Annotated in this window: 16 protein-coding genes, 4 tRNA genes and 1 riboswitch; of the genes, 8 read left to right on the forward strand and 12 right to left on the reverse strand. The window is 61.3% G+C overall.

Annotation, left to right across the window (positions count from 1 at the left end):
* Positions 1-106: 106 nt before the first annotated feature.
* Together CSQ92_RS00315 and CSQ92_RS00320 are read right to left on the reverse strand one after the other, a co-directional pair.
* Positions 107-182 (reverse strand) — tRNA-Lys (locus CSQ92_RS00315).
* Between the two features lie 70 nt (positions 183-252).
* Positions 253-328 (reverse strand) — tRNA-Lys (locus CSQ92_RS00320).
* Between the two features lie 130 nt (positions 329-458).
* Between CSQ92_RS00320 and CSQ92_RS00325 the strand changes: the two genes are divergently transcribed.
* A complete protein-coding gene (locus tag CSQ92_RS00325) occupies positions 459-917 on the forward strand; it encodes a MarR family winged helix-turn-helix transcriptional regulator (protein WP_099392925.1) in 459 nt (152 codons plus the stop codon).
* Positions 914-2,413: an MDR family MFS transporter gene (locus CSQ92_RS00330; RefSeq protein ID WP_257219088.1), complete on the forward strand. Its 1,500-nt coding sequence runs from the start codon at positions 914-916 to the stop codon at positions 2,411-2,413. The genes CSQ92_RS00325 and CSQ92_RS00330 overlap by 4 nt, the downstream gene beginning before the upstream one ends.
* Here the strand turns inward: CSQ92_RS00330 and CSQ92_RS00335 are convergent.
* Positions 2,407-3,495, reverse strand: coding sequence for an NADH:flavin oxidoreductase/NADH oxidase (locus tag CSQ92_RS00335; protein ID WP_099392926.1), 1,089 nt, complete (start codon positions 3,493-3,495; stop codon positions 2,407-2,409). The two genes, CSQ92_RS00330 and CSQ92_RS00335, sit on opposite strands and share 7 nt — an antisense overlap.
* A 106-nt stretch (positions 3,496-3,601) precedes the next feature.
* On the opposite strand from CSQ92_RS00335, the gene CSQ92_RS00340 reads away from it, so the two are divergent.
* The 4 genes from CSQ92_RS00340 to CSQ92_RS00355 all read left to right on the forward strand — a co-directional run bounded on the left by CSQ92_RS00340 (position 3,602) and on the right by CSQ92_RS00355 (position 5,811).
* Positions 3,602-3,943 carry an ArsR/SmtB family transcription factor gene (locus CSQ92_RS00340; RefSeq protein ID WP_052140607.1) on the forward strand — a complete coding sequence of 114 codons (342 nt, stop codon included), beginning with the start codon at positions 3,602-3,604 and terminating at the stop codon, positions 3,941-3,943.
* A 122-nt stretch (positions 3,944-4,065) separates the two neighbouring features.
* Positions 4,066-5,196: an acyltransferase family protein gene (locus tag CSQ92_RS00345; RefSeq protein WP_099392927.1), complete on the forward strand. Its 1,131-nt coding sequence runs from the start codon at positions 4,066-4,068 to the stop codon at positions 5,194-5,196.
* A gap of 83 nt (positions 5,197-5,279) precedes the next feature.
* A complete protein-coding gene (locus CSQ92_RS00350; protein WP_099392928.1) occupies positions 5,280-5,552 on the forward strand; it encodes a BrnT family toxin in 273 nt (90 codons plus the stop codon).
* On the forward strand, positions 5,512-5,811 hold the full coding sequence (locus tag CSQ92_RS00355; protein WP_099392929.1) for a BrnA antitoxin family protein: 300 nt from the start codon (positions 5,512-5,514) through the stop codon (positions 5,809-5,811). Before CSQ92_RS00350 ends, CSQ92_RS00355 begins: the two co-directional genes overlap by 41 nt.
* A 45-nt stretch (positions 5,812-5,856) precedes the next feature.
* Here the strand turns inward: CSQ92_RS00355 and CSQ92_RS00360 are convergent.
* From CSQ92_RS00360 to ybgC, 9 genes are all read right to left on the reverse strand, one after another.
* Positions 5,857-5,932, reverse strand: a tRNA-Lys gene (locus CSQ92_RS00360).
* 89 nt (positions 5,933-6,021) lie between these two features.
* Positions 6,022-6,097 (reverse strand) — tRNA-Lys (locus tag CSQ92_RS00365).
* 67 nt (positions 6,098-6,164) lie between these two features.
* Positions 6,165-6,923 carry a tol-pal system protein YbgF gene (ybgF, locus tag CSQ92_RS00370; protein WP_034786577.1) on the reverse strand — a complete coding sequence of 253 codons (759 nt, stop codon included), beginning with the start codon at positions 6,921-6,923 and terminating at the stop codon, positions 6,165-6,167.
* Between the two features lie 135 nt (positions 6,924-7,058).
* A complete protein-coding gene (gene pal, locus CSQ92_RS00375) occupies positions 7,059-7,580 on the reverse strand; it encodes a peptidoglycan-associated lipoprotein Pal (protein WP_034786578.1) in 522 nt (173 codons plus the stop codon).
* A 43-nt stretch (positions 7,581-7,623) separates the two neighbouring features.
* Positions 7,624-8,892, reverse strand: a complete 1,269-nt coding sequence (gene tolB / locus CSQ92_RS00380; protein WP_034786777.1) for a Tol-Pal system beta propeller repeat protein TolB — start codon at positions 8,890-8,892, stop codon at positions 7,624-7,626.
* A 5-nt stretch (positions 8,893-8,897) separates the two neighbouring features.
* On the reverse strand, positions 8,898-9,917 hold the full coding sequence (gene tolA / locus CSQ92_RS00385; protein ID WP_081345451.1) for a cell envelope integrity protein TolA: 1,020 nt from the start codon (positions 9,915-9,917) through the stop codon (positions 8,898-8,900).
* A gap of 48 nt (positions 9,918-9,965) precedes the next feature.
* Positions 9,966-10,406 (reverse strand): ExbD/TolR family protein, encoded by a 441-nt coding sequence (locus tag CSQ92_RS00390; protein ID WP_223278896.1) that lies wholly within the window; start codon positions 10,404-10,406, stop codon positions 9,966-9,968.
* A 15-nt stretch (positions 10,407-10,421) separates the two neighbouring features.
* A complete protein-coding gene (gene tolQ / locus CSQ92_RS00395; protein WP_034759183.1) occupies positions 10,422-11,111 on the reverse strand; it encodes a protein TolQ in 690 nt (229 codons plus the stop codon).
* A gap of 47 nt (positions 11,112-11,158) precedes the next feature.
* Positions 11,159-11,560: a tol-pal system-associated acyl-CoA thioesterase gene (gene ybgC / locus CSQ92_RS00400; RefSeq protein WP_046682324.1), complete on the reverse strand. Its 402-nt coding sequence runs from the start codon at positions 11,558-11,560 to the stop codon at positions 11,159-11,161.
* Positions 11,561-11,875: 315 nt separating this feature from the next.
* Positions 11,876-12,000, forward strand: a riboswitch (ZMP/ZTP riboswitch).
* 111 nt (positions 12,001-12,111) lie between these two features.
* Here ybgC and glyA point away from each other — a divergent pair.
* Positions 12,112-13,359, forward strand: a complete 1,248-nt coding sequence (gene glyA, locus CSQ92_RS00405) for a serine hydroxymethyltransferase (protein ID WP_034786580.1) — start codon at positions 12,112-12,114, stop codon at positions 13,357-13,359.
* A 306-nt stretch (positions 13,360-13,665) separates the two neighbouring features.
* Positions 13,666-14,127 (forward strand): transcriptional regulator NrdR, encoded by a 462-nt coding sequence (gene nrdR, locus CSQ92_RS00410; RefSeq protein WP_034759169.1) that lies wholly within the window; start codon positions 13,666-13,668, stop codon positions 14,125-14,127.
* Positions 14,128-14,167: the final 40 nt, after the last annotated feature.

Here is a 14,167-nt window from a genome sequence, read left to right on the forward strand (position 1 = left end):
GTTGAAATAGGTAGCGATGTGGGCTGATGCTTTTGGCGCTACCAGAGAGCGGTCAAAAAAACAAAAAAGCCCACGAACCGGAATTCGTGGGCTTTTCTGAAGTATTTGGTAGGCCGTGCGGGATTCGAACCTGCGACCAACGGATTAAAAGTCCGCTGCTCTACCAGCTGAGCTAACGACCCAAAAACTTTGACTACTTACTGCGGTAACGCTGTGCCGTATCAACATGCTTGCCATGTTGACGACGAATCTTGGTAGGCCGTGCGGGATTCGAACCTGCGACCAACGGATTAAAAGTCCGCTGCTCTACCAGCTGAGCTAACGACCCAAGGGCGGCTATTATGACGGCCAACGGCGGTTTTGGGAAGGGCTGGGTGGCGTGTGGGCGGAAAAAAGCCTTGCATGGCCCTCATGCACGGCCTAAGATAGGTAGGTAGCCTACCTATTCATATATTCCCATGCCCATTACCGAAGACCTTCCCATCCCCGAACGCGCGCTGGCGCTGTCCGATGAATTGCGCACGGCGTTCAAGCTCCTGCTGCGCTCCATGCAGCGCGAAGGGGGCGAGCTGGAAGGCAGTGTGTCGATGATGCAGTACATGCTGCTGGCCCTGATCCACGAGCAGCCCGGCATCGGCGTGGCCGCGCTGGCGCGCCTGCAGAACGTGCGCGGGCCCACGGTCAGCGCGCAGGTCAAGTCGCTCGAAGAAGCGGGGCTCGTTGAGCGCAGCGCGCCCGATCCGCAAGACCGGCGCCGTTCCGGCCTGCAAGTATCCGCGCAAGGCCTGGCCATCCTCGAGACCCTGCGCGCGCGGCGCCGCGATGCGCTGGCGCGGCGCATCGCCCGCCTGACGCCGCAGCAGATCGATGCGCTGGCCGCCGCCATGCAGCCTCTTCTTGAGATTGGTCAGGCATGAGCGGCCACGATCGCGCCGCAGGCGCACAAAAAGACGCGGCCAAGCCAGTCACCGAACGCGAAGTGCGCGCCATCTACCTGGGCCTGATGGCCGTGCTGGGCCTCGGCGCGCTGGACCAAAGCATCGTCGCCACGGCCTTACCGCGCATCGTCGACGACCTGGGCGGCATGGCGCACCTGTCGTGGGTGGTCACGGCGTATGTGCTGGCCTCGACGGCCACCATGCCCCTGTACGGCAAGCTGGCCGACCAGTACGGCCGCCGCCCCATGATTTTTACTGCCTTGCTGACCTTCCTGCTCGGTTCGGTGCTGTGCGGGCTGGCACAGAACATGACGGAGCTGATCATCTTCCGCGCCATCCAGGGACTCGGTGCGGGCGGTTTCATGCCGCTGGCGCAAATCATCATCGGTGACATCGTGCCGCCCGCCGAGCGGGGCAAGCGGCAAGGCATGGTGCCCATCGTGTTTGCCGTCACCAGCGTGCTGGGTCCCGTGCTGGGCGGCGTGATCACGGATGCCCTGTCGTGGCACTGGATTTTCTATGTCAACCTGCCCATCGGCGCGGCCGCCTTTGTCATCATCGCGCGCGCCATGCGCAAACCCGTGCGCACGCATGCGCACAAGATCGACTATCTGGGCTCTGCCTTGCTGACGGGGGCCATCACGGCGGCCCTGCTGGTGCTGGCGCTGGGCGGCACGGAGTGGCCGTGGGACGCGCTGGCCATCAAGGTGTGCGGCGGCATCGCCGTGCTGCTGGGTATCTGGCTGGCGTTTCACGTGGGCAGGGTGGATGAGCCCGTGCTGCCGCCCGACCTGTTCGAAAACCGCACCTTCAATATCGCCAGCCTGGTGATGGCCGTGACTTTCATGGGCCTGATGGGCGCCAGCGTGTTCTTCCCGCTGTTTTTCCAGCTGGTGATGGGCACCAGCCCGGCGGAGTCCGGCGTGATGACGGTGGCGATGATGGTGGGGCTGGTGGCGTCGTCGATGTTCAACGGCCGCGTGCTGTCGCGCTCGGGCAAGTACAAGATGGTGCAGGTGGCGGGACTGGCCGTGGCGCTGCTGGCGTTTGCCGTGCTGGCCTGGGCCATGGCAACGTCGCGCGGTTACTGGATCATCGAGCCGGCCATCTTCTTCCTCGGCACGGGGCTGGGACTGGTGATGCCGAATATGACGATTGCCGTGCAAAATGCCTTGCCGCTGGCACGGCGCGGCGTGGGTACGGCCATGCTGGCGTTTTTTCGCTCGCTGGGCGGCTTGCTGGGCGTGACGGCGTCCGGCGCCATCCTCGCGCACCAGCTGCACAAACACGGCGTGGAAGCCGTGTCGGCGCTGGGCGCGCATGCGGCGGCACAGACGGTGGACGTCTACCGCCATGCGATCGCCAGCGTGTTTGGCGCCGGCGCCGTGCTGTTGCTGGTGGGGCTGGTCTTCCTGCTGTTCCTGCCGGAATTGCCCCTGGAGGGGCATCCGGCAACGGTGAAGGACGATCAGTAGCGTTCCAGCCAGTGCGCGTAGGGCGCCGGCAGGGTCCACGAGGCGCGCTCGACGCCGAGCTCCTTGGCGGCAAAATATGCCCAGTGCGGGTTGGCCAGGTGCGCCTTGCCGACCATCACCACGTCCAGTTGCTCATCCTTGACGACGCGCTCGGCGATGGCCGGCGTGCCGAAGCCCCAGGCGGACGAGACGGGCACGCCCGCTTCGCGGCGCACGCGCTCGGCAATCGGACCCATGAAGGCCAGACCCCACGGAATCGCCACGTCGGGAATGGTAAAGCCCATGCTGACGCTGAGCATATCCATGCCGGCATCCTTGAACTGGCGCACGAGGGCTATCGATTCGAGCAGGGTTTGCTCGTCGCGGCCATCGAATTCCAGCACGCCGAAGCGGATCGTCAGCGGCAGGTGCTCGGGCCACACTTCGCGCACGGCTTTCAAGGTTTCCAGCAGGAAGCGGCTGCGGTTTTCCACGCTGCCGCCATAGATGTCGTCGCGCTGATTCGAGTGGGCGGAAAAGAAGCTTTGCGCCAGGTAGCCGTGGGCGAAGTGCAGTTCCAGCCATTCGAAGCCCACTTCGCGGGCGCGCACGGCCGCGTCGACGAAGTTCTGTTTCACGCGGGCGATATCGTCGAGGTCCATGGCGCGCGGCACTTTCGGCAGGCCGCCACCAAAGGCGATGGCGGACGGGGCGATGGTTTGCCAACCGCGCGCGTCGCCTTCAGCGATATGGTCGTCGCCTTCCCATGGACGGTTTGCGCTGGCCTTGCGGCCCGCGTGGGCGATCTGGATGCCGGGCACGGAGCCGGCCGCCTTGATGGCCTTTACCACCGGCACGAAGGCTTGCGCCAGGTCATCGTTCCAGATGCCCGTGCAGCCGGGCGTGATGCGGCCTTCCGGCGCCACGGCCGTCGCTTCGACGATCACCAGCCCGGCGCCGCCACGGGCCATGCCCGCGTAGTGCGACAGATGCCAGTCGTTGGCCTGGCCATCGACGGCCATGTATTGGCACATCGGCGGCACGGCGATGCGGTTGCGCAGGGTGATGTCTTTGAGGGTGTAGGGCTGGAAGAGGGCGGACATGGTGGCCTTTGTGTTTGTTGGTGGAAGTATTGGGGGATGCTGATTCGGTAGTTCGTAAATATTCGAAGAATGGAATTAGTATAGCGCATGCTGTATGATTCTGCTCATGCGTCCACACAAACATCCTCCCGCCAGCGAATTCGTGCTCGAACGCGTGCTCTACGCCTTGAGCGACTCCATTCGCCTCGACATCGTGCGCCACCTGGCCAGAGTCGACGCGGCCGCTTGCGGCGACCTCGACGGCGGACGGCCGAAATCGACCGTTTCCCACCATTTCAAGGTCTTGCGCGAAGCGGGCCTCGTCTATACGGAAAACGCGGGCACGACGCACATGAATACCTTGCGCCGCGCCGATATCGAAAGCCGCTTCCCCGGCTTGCTGGACGCCATCCTGGCGCAACAGCCATTGGCGCCCGAGGCGCCGGACGCGGGCGGGCAGGGCGCGTAGCGGCCTGCCGTGCCCCGCCATCTTCCAGGCTCGGCTATGATATCGGCCTTTCGGTAAGTCCCCGGCCGCGCGCCTGTTGCGCGATGGGCTGGCGACGCTACCTGGCACGGCAAGGGATGGGAATGACGGCAGCAGCAGTGGTATCACAGGCGGACCTGGCAAATCGTCCGCAGTTTGGCTGGATCAATGGTTTGAAGGCAGGCGCGGCGCAGTTGATCGTGTTGCATCACCTGGCGTTTTACGGCCCCATGTCCGACTATGTGCAGCCCATGTGGCCCGCATTGCTGGACTGGCTGGGCGGCAGTGCGCGCATCGCCGTGCAAGTGTTTCTCGTCATCGGCGGCTTTCTCGTCGCCAAATCCCTGTCACCCGCCGGCCGTCCCGGCATCGCCACCCCGCTACAGGCGATCTGGCGCCGTTATGCCAAGCTGGCGCCGCCTTTCCTGGCTGCCACCTTGCTCGCCGCCGTGATTACGCCGGTCGCCGGCATCTGGATGCAGCACGACTCCATGTCGGCCGCCGTCACCCTGGGCCAGCTGAGCGCCCATGCCTTGCTGCTGCATGGCGTGCTCGGTTATGAGTCGCTGTCCGCCGGCGCCTGGTACGTGGCCATCGATTTCCAGCTGTACTTGCTGACGGTATCGCTGCTGTGGCTGGGCGGCCGCCTGGCGGGCCAGCGGCGCGGGCACTGGCTGATGCCGCTGGCCGTCACCGTGGGCATTACCTTTTCCCTGCTGTATTTCAATCTCGACGCGGACTGGGACAATTGGGCGCCGTATTTCTTCGGCAGCTATGGCCTTGGCATGCTGGCCTGGTGGGCCAGCGATCCGGCCCGCAAACCCGGCGCCATGACCGTGCTCATGGCCATGGCCGCCGTGCCCGTCCTGCTGGCCCTGGCCATCGATTACCGCAGCCGCATCGCGCTGGCCCTGATCGTCGCCTGCGCCCTGTTCCTGTTCGGTCGCGCCCGCACGCCATCCCAAGGCGGCGCCTGGAACATCATCAATGCGCTGGGGCGGATCTCGTATGCCGTGTTTCTCGTCCACTTCCCCGTCAGCCTGCTGGTGAATGCCTTGTTCATCGCGTATGTGCCGCTCGAGCCGGAATGGCAGGCGCTGGGCATGCTGACAGCCTGGGGTGCCAGCCTGGCGGCCGGCGCCGCGTTTTACCGCTGGGTGGAGGTGCCGCTGGGGCGGGTGATGGGTGGTGTGCTGGCGCATCTGGCGGGCAGGTCGGCGTTGGCGTCGCGTTAAGGGTGGCGATGTAGCAGTCCCGATGGCGCCCTTGCTCGCGAAACAGGGCTGGCTGTTTCTATTATTTGTTACTACAATAAATAATGAGAATCACTTTTGATGCTGTCAAGCGTGAAAAGGCGCTCAGGGAGCGTGGTCTCGACTTTGCGCGTGCGCGTGTAGTGTTTGACGGGCTCACCATTACGCTGCCGGACCAGCGCCAGGACTACGGCGAACCCCGCTTCATCACTGCAGGCTGGCTCGACGAGCGCCTGGTTGTACTGGTCTGGACGCCGCGTGGCCGGGCGCGCAGAATCATCAGCATGAGGAAGGCAAATGAACGCGAAATCGACAAATACAAGCAAAGCCTGGGTTGATCCCGACGATGCACCTGAGTTGACGGACGGTTTTTTCGAGCAGGGTGTCTGGCAAGTGGGCGACAAGCCCGTTTCCCGTCCCGACGCGCGGCAGGAAGCGGCACGCCGCCGCGGCAGACCCGCTGGCACCGGAGGCAAGGTCAGCACGACCATACGTTTCGATGCCGACATTCTCGAAGCCTTCAAGGCCACCGGCGATGGATGGCAAACGCGCATGAATGATGCGTTGAAGGAGTGGCTGCGATCCAGGCAAACCTAGAAAACAAAAAAGCCAACCGCGAACGGTTGGCTTCTTCATAGTATTTGGTAGGCCGTGCGGGATTCGAACCTGCGACCAACGGATTAAAAGTCCGCTGCTCTACCAGCTGAGCTAACGACCCAAAAACTTTTTACAACAACTTCGGTAACACTGTGCCGTAAAAAAATGCTTGCTATAACAACTCGCAAGCAGATCAGTACTGCGTATTCGTGGTAGGCCGTGCGGGATTCGAACCTGCGACCAACGGATTAAAAGTCCGCTGCTCTACCAGCTGAGCTAACGACCCGAAGAAGAAAGATTATAGGGGGTGCCCGGGATTCTGTCAAACCTAACGGGCAACTTTTTCCCCGCTTTTACTTTTTGCCGCCCCGTTCCTTGGCCGCCTGGGCCGCGCTGGAGTCCGGGTAGCGCGAGATCAGCGCGTTCAGCGTCTTGGTCGCGTTCGGCTTGTCTTTCAGCTCCGTGTAGCAGCTGGCGATGTTGAGCATGGCATCGGCCGCCTTCGGGCTGTCCGGGTAGTTCTTCAGCACTGCCTGCTGTGCCGTGATGGCGCTCTTGCAGTCGCGCTGGGCGTAATAGGCGTTGCCAAGCCAGTATTGCGCGTTGGCCGCGTAGGCCGATTCCGGATAGCGTTTCACGAAGCCGTCCAGCGCCGTGACGGCGCCCTTGTAGTCGCCCGACTTGAACAGGCCGAACGCGGATTCGTACGCGCTTTGCTCGGAGACGCCCACGGCCGCTTCCTGGCCGTCGATGGTGACCTGGCGCGGCTCGAGCTTGCGCAGGCGCGCGTCGATGTCGGTGTAGAAATCCTTCTGGCGCTTTTGCACATTCGCCAGGTCGTTGCCCAGCACTTCGATCTGGCCGCGCAGGCGAGCGATCTCTTGCATGGTCTGGTCGTGCTGGTTGATCAGGCTCAAGGTGCTGGTCTTGTCCGCCTTGGTGTCGATGCGGCTGTTCAGGTCGCGCGCCATGGCGTCGACCTTGGCGCGCAGCTCGAGGATGGCCTTGCGTGCTTCGTCGTCGTCGAACAGGGCGGCGTTGGCGTGCAGGGGCAGGTAGGCAAACGCGGCCATCAAGGCGGCGGCGACGCCGGCTTTCGAGAATGTCATCATGGGTCGGGCTTTCAAAGGTTACGCAAAACATGCAAACGGGGCGCCGGGCGGTGAATCACCGCGCTGCGCCCCATTATTATGCCTATGACTGGCCAGTTAGGTAAGCGTCAATGCTGCGGCGCTCACCCCTGAACATCAATAAACGATGTCAGCGCGGCGGTTTTCTGCCCATGCTGCTTCGTTGCTGCCTTGAGCTTTAGGCTTTTCTTTGCCCAGCGAAACGGCTTCCATTTGGCCTTCTGGCACGCCCAGGGCGGCCATCGACTTGCGCACGGCTTCAGCACGTTTCTGACCCAGGGCCAGATTGTACTCAGCGCCACCGCGTTCATCGGTGTTACCTTGGATCAGGATCTTGCGGCTAGGCGTTTTCACCAGGTAGCCAGCGTGGTTTTGCACGACTGGGGTGTCCGCTTCGCGCACGACGTACTTGTCGAAGTCGAAGTAGATGCTGCGGTTAGCCAGCACGCCTTTTGGATCGTCCAGTGGATCGACCGATGCGGTCGTCACTGGCTGAACTTGACGGGTGTCAACTGGAGCAACGACTTTTTCAGGAGCGCGCTCAACCACTGGGGTTTCTGCGACTTTGACTGGGGTGCTGCAGGCGGACAGCAGGGCTGCGGTAGCGGCGATGAAAGCCAAACTTTTAAAGTTACTCATTTTTATTCTCCGGGTCATGGTTAAAGGTGAAACTGTACAGCATTTACTTCATAAAAGGACCCCAGGTGGGCTCCTTGATATTGCCAGCTTGCGTAGTCAAACGCTGTTTGACGCGGCCATCCACCGATACCACTGCCAGCGACTTGCGTCGTCCGGATTCGGTCGCGTACATGATATATTTCCCGTTGGGCGAAAAGCTCGGTGATTCGTCGTTGGCGGTGTCCGACAGGCGCAGTTCCTGGCCACTAGCCAGGTCGAGCGCGTAGAGCTGGAAATTGCCGTCGCGACGGGAAATATAAGCGAGTGTCTTCCCGTCGGATGAAATCCGCGGGCTGATGTTGTAGGAGCCGCCAAACGTCACGCGCTTGGCTTCGCCGCCGCTGACCGACATGCGGTAGATTTGTGGTCCGCCGCTGCGATCGCTGGTGAAGTAAATGCTTTGGCCATCGGCCGAGAATTGAGGTTCCGTATCGATGCCGCTGCTGCTGCTGACGCGGCGCAAGCCGCTGCCGTCGGCATTGACGGTATAGACCTGGGTATGGCCATCGCGCGACAGGGCCACGGCCAGGCGCGAGCCGTCCGGGCTCCAGCTCGGCGCCGAATTGCTGCCTTTTTCATTCGACACGATGGTGCGCTGGCGCGTCACCAGATTTTGCACGTAGACAATCGGCTTTTTCTTTTCAAACGACACATACGCGACCTTGGTGCCATCCGGCGACCACGACGGCGAAATGATCGGTTCGTTCGAACGCAGGGCGACCTGGATGCCTTCGCCATCGGCGTCGGCCACTTCCAGGCGGTATTCGCGGCCCGATTGCGTGACGTAGGCGATGCGCGTGGCGAACGCGCCCTTGACGCCCGTCAGCTTTTCATAGATGTCATCGGCGATCTTGTGCGCCAGCAAGCGGTTGAACTGCGGCGCGGCCGCATTGTTCATGCTGGAGATCTGGGCGCCCTTGATGGTGTCGAACAGCTTGTAGCGCACGTCCAGGCGGCCATCGGCCATGCTTTGCACGGTGCCGGCCGCCAGCGCGTCGGCGCCGCGCGATTTCCACTGCTCGTAGCTGACGGGCGCCGTTTCCGATACGGGCGCATCGGCGTCGATCAGCTTGAACACGCCGCTGCGCGCCAGGTCGGCCTTGATAATGCCCGACAGCGATTGCGGCGCCGCCGATTCATTGACGAAGCTGGCGACAGCCACCGGGATCTGGTTGCTGCCGATCCCCGTAATCTCCACGCGCAGCTGCGCCTGGGCGCTTGACGCTCCCAGCACCAGGCTGGCGCAGAGCACGACATAGCTCATTTTTTTCATGGTCATCATTTAGGCAAATCCTTCATCTCGAATATGAGTTCAATCTCGCGTTCCACGGTGCCGTCTTTTTTCTTCGGCAGTGGCGACGATTTATTAATGGCGTTTTCCACCGAGCTGTCATACGCCGGCAGGCCGCTACTTTTAATCTTTCGGACCGAAATAATTTCCCCAGTTGGCAGTTGCTCGATCTTGAACACGGCGCGCGGGTTGCCCGGCACGTCCGTGCTACCGCTGTACGCGATATTGCTCTTGATCTTGCTCGTCAGGGCAGCGACATAGCCGCTGTCCTTGCGTGGCGCGGTCGCTTTCGCGGCCGTGCCCGTCGTGCCGGCGCCCGCCGCACCCGTGATGCGGCTCATTTCCGCGGCGCGCGCCTTGTCGGCGGCTTTTTTCTCTTCCGCCGCTTTTTTCGCCTTGGCGGCTTTTTCCGCCGCCGCCTTTTTCTCGGACAGTTCTTTCTCGGCTTTTTCTTCCGCCGCTTTTTCTTTCTCTTTGGCTTCCTTGGCTTTCTCCAGCTTGTCGGCTTTTTCTTTTTCCAGCTTTTCAGCCTTGTCTTTTTCTTTCTGCTTCTGTTTTTCCAGTTCGCGCTTTTCTTCCTCGCGTTCCTTCAATTCCTGCTTGCGGCGTTCTTCCGCTGCCGCTTTGTCTTTTTCTTCCTTCAGCTTGGCCTTCTTGCGCTCGAGGGCGATCTCCGCCTCGCGCAGGTCGACCTTCGGCTCGGGCGCTGCCACGGGCGGCGGTGGCGGCGGGGCCGGCTGTTCCACTTGCGGTTCCGGCGGCGGCGCCGGTGTCGGCTCCGGTTCCGTCGCCACGTCAGGCGGCGGCGCGGCCGTCTGCACTTTCATATCCCACACTTCCGCTTCGACGGCGACAGGTTCCGTATTTTGCCAGTGTACGCCCACCCACAGGAAAAACAGCAGCCCAAGGTGCATCGCCAGCGCCAGGCCCAGCGAGGGCCAGCGGCTGCGTTCGCGCGGCACGCTGTAGGGCTTGCCGAGTACATGGTCGATTTGTTTGTTCTGCAAAGTCTAGTCTATCTAAAAACGGTCAAGTCTGGAAACAGGGTGCTGCGCTTACTTGGTGGCCAGGCCGACGCGGGTAATGCCCATCTTTTTCGCTTCCGAAATGAGCTGGATCACATCGTCGTACTTGCTTTCCTTGTCGCCCGCGATCATCACGGGATAGTCGGGATTACTTTCATGCAAACCGCGCAGCTTGCGCAGCAGGGCGTCGCGGTTCGGCTCCGTTTCCGGCGACAGCTGTTCCTTGCCGATGACGCCGATCGACAGCGAACCATTCGGTTTCAGCACGATCTGAATATAGTCATCGGGCGGTTTGGCCGATTTTTCCGCGTTGGGCAAGTTCACCACGCTGGGATTGTTCGACGACGGCATCACCATGAAAATGATCAGCAGTACCAGCATCACGTCGATATACGGCACGACGTTGATCTCGGACTTGAACTTGCGGCCACGGCCACCGCGCATGCCGCCGCTATTGAATGAGGAACCCATGGACGCTGCTCCCTCTTAGCGCGACTGGCGCTGCAGGATGTTGGAGAATTCCTCGACGAAGCTTTCGAAGCGGATCGCCAGACGGTCGATGTCATGCGAAAAACGGTTGTAGGCGACGACGGCGGGAATGGCCGCGAACAGGCCGATGGCGGTGGCGATCAGCGCTTCGGCGATGCCGGGCGCGACGGCGGCCAGCGTGGCTTGCTGCACGTTGGCCAGGCCGCGGAAGGCGTTCATGATGCCCCAGACGGTACCGAGCAGGCCGATGTACGGCGAGACGGAGCCGACGGAAGCGAGGAAGGCCAGGTGCGATTCGAGCACGTCCATTTCACGCTGGAACGCGGCGCGCATGGCGCGGCGTGCGCCGTCGAGCACGGCGCCCACGTCCAGCGCTTCGCGCGAACCGTAGGAAGCCTTGCCCTTGATGAATTCGCCCATGCCGGCATCGAAGATGCGGGCCAGCGCGCCGCTCTGGTCGCGGTTGCCGCTGGCGTTCTGGTGCAGCGCATGCAGGTTGCCGCCGGCCCAGAAGCTGCGTTCGAATTCGATGGTTTGCTTGCGCGCCTGGCGCACGGCAAACATCTTGCGGAAAATGTAGGTCCAGCTGGTCAGGGAAATCAGCAGCAGCAGGGCCATGATCAGTTGCACGATCAAATGGGCATTGGAGATGAGCGCGAGGAAAGAAAGATCTTGTGTAACGTTCATTGGCTGGCAGTCTGTTGGGTGAATTGTCCGGGAGTGGCGGGTAGGGCTCAGGCGGCGCGCATGCGGGCCGCGACTGCATCAGGCACGGCGCGCGGGCGCAGTGCCGAATCGACGCAGCCGATCTTGACGCGGGCCGTATTGAGCAGGCGGTCGCCGCACCAGGCTTGTTGCAGGAAAACGATGGAGGCGCGCCCCATTTTTTCTATGCTTAAGGTTAATCTTACCGTGTCATCGAGCCTGGCTGGCGCATGATAGTCGGCGTTGACGCTTTTGACAACGAACATTGCATCGTGCTGCTCCAGCAATTCCTGCTGGCCCACGTCGATGGCGCGCAGCCATTCGGTACGCGCGCGTTCGAAGAATTTCAGGTAATTTGCGTAATAGACGATGCCGCCGGCGTCGGTGTCTTCATAGTAGACACGTACGTTCCAGGTAAAGACTGAAGGCATGTTTATTGCGCCAGTAGTGAGATTGAGCAACATTTTACGCGATTTTTCTTCTTGTGACTGTGGGCGCTTGCTGGAAAGCCATGCAAAAGCTGCATATAAGTTGCACCGCAGCATTGTAAATCCGGCGTGTGCAATGGCAAGCTTCGTAACATACGCTTACATGCCATGGCCAGGTTTAAGTTCAGCTTAAAAGCCGCAGTCATGCCCCGGGGCAGCTTGTGGCCGCACCCTGGCTGGGGTGGCGCGCGGCGATTATAGCCGCACGGTTGCATTCCTTGCTCAATTTGGGCACTTAACTTACAATTTGGCTTCCATTACGTCTCACGTGACTGGCGAAAAGTCGGGCGATCTCCATGAATGGCGATCGGCAAACCGGCGAAAGGTGGGCATCCACCGGGAAACGTGAGATTTTTCATCAGCCGTTCGCCTGGGTAGCCACTATGGAAAAGCACGAAGAGGCTGCCTGTCCAATGTTGTTATTCACTTAACGCCGGCTCCCCTCATTCGATCCAACCTGCCAGTACAAGCACCCTCATACTTGGAGTTTTTACATGTTTGCAAAAGATCACAACCTCGCCAACGTCGATCCTGAATTGTTCGCCGTCATTCAAAAAGAGAATACGCGCCAGCACGACCACATCGAACTGATCGCGTCGGAGAACTACACGTCGCCAGCCGTAATGGAAGCGCAAGGCTCGCAGCTGACGAATAAATATGCCGAAGGCTACCCAGGCAAGCGCTACTACGGTGGCTGCGAATACGTCGACGTGGCCGAGCAACTGGCCATCGACCGCGTGAAACAGCTGTTCGGCGCCGAATGCGCGAACGTGCAGCCGAATTCCGGCTCGCAGGCGAACCAGGGCGTGTTCTTCGCCATGCTGAAACCAGGCGACCTGATCATGGGTATGTCGCTGGCCGAAGGCGGCCACCTGACCCACGGCATGCCGCTGAACATGTCCGGCAAATGGTTTGACGTCGTCTCCTACGGCTTGACGGCGGAAGAAGACATCGACTACGAGGCAATGGAGCGCCTGGCCCGCGAACGCAAACCGAAACTGATCATCGCTGGCGCGTCCGCGTTCTCGAAAAAGATCGACTTCGAACGCTTCAGCAAGATCGCCAAGGAAGTTGGCGCGTATTTCATGGTCGACATGGCCCACTACGCCGGCCTGATCGCCGCCGGCCTGTACCCGAACCCGGTGCCGTTCGCCGACTTCGTCACCTCGACCACGCATAAATCTCTGCGCGGCCCGCGCGGCGGCATCATCCTGATGAAGGCCGAACACGAAAAAGCCATCAACTCGGCCATCTTCCCTGGCATCCAGGGCGGCCCGCTGATGCACGTGATCGCCGGCAAGGCCGTCGCCTTCAAGGAAGCGCTGAGCCCTGAATTCGTCGAATACCAGAAGCAAGTGATCAAGAACGCCGACGTGCTGGCGAAAACCCTGATCAAGCGCGGCCTGCGCATCGTGTCCGGCGGCACCGAATCGCACGTCATGCTGGTCGACCTGCGCGCCAAGAACCTGACGGGCAAGGAAGCCGAAGCCATCCTCGGTTCCGCGCACATCACCTGCAACAAGAACGGCATCCCGAACGACCCGCAAAAGCCATTCGTCACCTCGGGCATCCGCCTGGGCAGCCCGGCGATGACGACGCGCGGTTTCAAGGAAGCGCAAGCGGAAGAAGTGGGCAACCTGATCGCCGACGTGCTGGACAATCCGCATGACGCCGCCACCATCGAGCGCGTGAAAGCGGCCGTGAAAGTGCTGGCCGACGCGCACCCGGTATACGCAGCTTAAGAGCCTGTTCCGGTGAAGGAATACATCTACAGCAGACAGCCCCTCGGAAGCGGGTACTGCGTTGCTCGTCGTAGCATGGCTAGCCATGCGTCCTCCTCGCGCCTTGTCCGCGCGACCGATGAGCAATCTGCTGCAGACGCTCCTTACCGGAATAGTCGCTAATTATTTGTCCAGAATGTGTCATACGGAGTAAGATTCTGTATGACACATTCCAGTCGTGCCCAAGGGCGCCCGGAGTGATTCGGGCGCCCTTTGTACAAGGGCGGCGATTTCCCGTAATTATTACTATAAAGTTGTAGCCAGCCCATGAAATGTCCATTTTGCCAGCACGGCGACACCCAGGTTCTCGATACGCGCGTATCGGAGGAAGGGGATGCCATTCGGCGCCGCCGCCGCTGCGGCAAATGCGACAAGCGTTTTACCACGTACGAGCGCATTGAACTTATCATGCCGGCCGTCGTCAAAAAGAATGGCAGCCGGACGGAGTTCGCTGCGGATAAGTTGCGCGGCAGTTTGATGCTGGCCTTGCGCAAGCGTCCCGTCGCGGCCGCCTCCGTGGATACGGCCATCGCGTCCATCCAGGAAAAACTGTTGACCAGCGGCTTGCGCGAAGTCGATTCCGGCTATATCGGCGAACTCGTCATGCAAGAATTGAAGCGCCTGGACAAGATCGCCTACATCCGCTTCGCCTCCGTCTACAAGAACTTCGAAGACCTGGCCGAGTTCCAGGATGCGATTGCCGAAGTGGGACAGGCACGCAAGCCCTGACGTTCACTTCGCCGCCAACGGGGCCGCTCATGCGCCCCGT

Origin of the sequence: Janthinobacterium sp. BJB446 (assembly GCF_002735655.1) — a bacterium.
Classification (GTDB): Bacteria; Pseudomonadota; Gammaproteobacteria; order Burkholderiales; family Burkholderiaceae_D; genus Janthinobacterium; species Janthinobacterium lividum.

Bases quoted from the DNA above. Each gene is read 5' to 3' on its own strand.
- CSQ92_RS00325 (WP_099392925.1), top strand. From the start codon at position 459: ATGCCCATTACCGAAGACCTTCCCATCCCCGAACGCGCGCTGGCGCTG.
- CSQ92_RS00330 (WP_257219088.1), top strand. From the start codon at position 914: ATGAGCGGCCACGATCGCGCCGCAGGCGCACAAAAAGACGCGGCCAAG.
- CSQ92_RS00335 (WP_099392926.1), bottom strand. From the start codon at position 3,495: ATGTCCGCCCTCTTCCAGCCCTACACCCTCAAAGACATCACCCTGCGC.
- CSQ92_RS00340 (WP_052140607.1), top strand. From the start codon at position 3,602: ATGCGTCCACACAAACATCCTCCCGCCAGCGAATTCGTGCTCGAACGC.
- CSQ92_RS00345 (WP_099392927.1), top strand. From the start codon at position 4,066: ATGACGGCAGCAGCAGTGGTATCACAGGCGGACCTGGCAAATCGTCCG.
- CSQ92_RS00350 (WP_099392928.1), top strand. From the start codon at position 5,280: ATGAGAATCACTTTTGATGCTGTCAAGCGTGAAAAGGCGCTCAGGGAG.
- CSQ92_RS00355 (WP_099392929.1), top strand. From the start codon at position 5,512: ATGAACGCGAAATCGACAAATACAAGCAAAGCCTGGGTTGATCCCGAC.
- ybgF (WP_034786577.1), bottom strand. From the start codon at position 6,923: ATGATGACATTCTCGAAAGCCGGCGTCGCCGCCGCCTTGATGGCCGCG.
- pal (WP_034786578.1), bottom strand. From the start codon at position 7,580: ATGAGTAACTTTAAAAGTTTGGCTTTCATCGCCGCTACCGCAGCCCTG.
- tolB (WP_034786777.1), bottom strand. From the start codon at position 8,892: ATGAAAAAAATGAGCTATGTCGTGCTCTGCGCCAGCCTGGTGCTGGGA.
- CSQ92_RS00390 (WP_223278896.1), bottom strand. From the start codon at position 10,406: ATGGGTTCCTCATTCAATAGCGGCGGCATGCGCGGTGGCCGTGGCCGC.
- tolQ (WP_034759183.1), bottom strand. From the start codon at position 11,111: ATGAACGTTACACAAGATCTTTCTTTCCTCGCGCTCATCTCCAATGCC.
- ybgC (WP_046682324.1), bottom strand. From the start codon at position 11,560: ATGCCTTCAGTCTTTACCTGGAACGTACGTGTCTACTATGAAGACACC.
- glyA (WP_034786580.1), top strand. From the start codon at position 12,112: ATGTTTGCAAAAGATCACAACCTCGCCAACGTCGATCCTGAATTGTTC.
- nrdR (WP_034759169.1), top strand. From the start codon at position 13,666: ATGAAATGTCCATTTTGCCAGCACGGCGACACCCAGGTTCTCGATACG.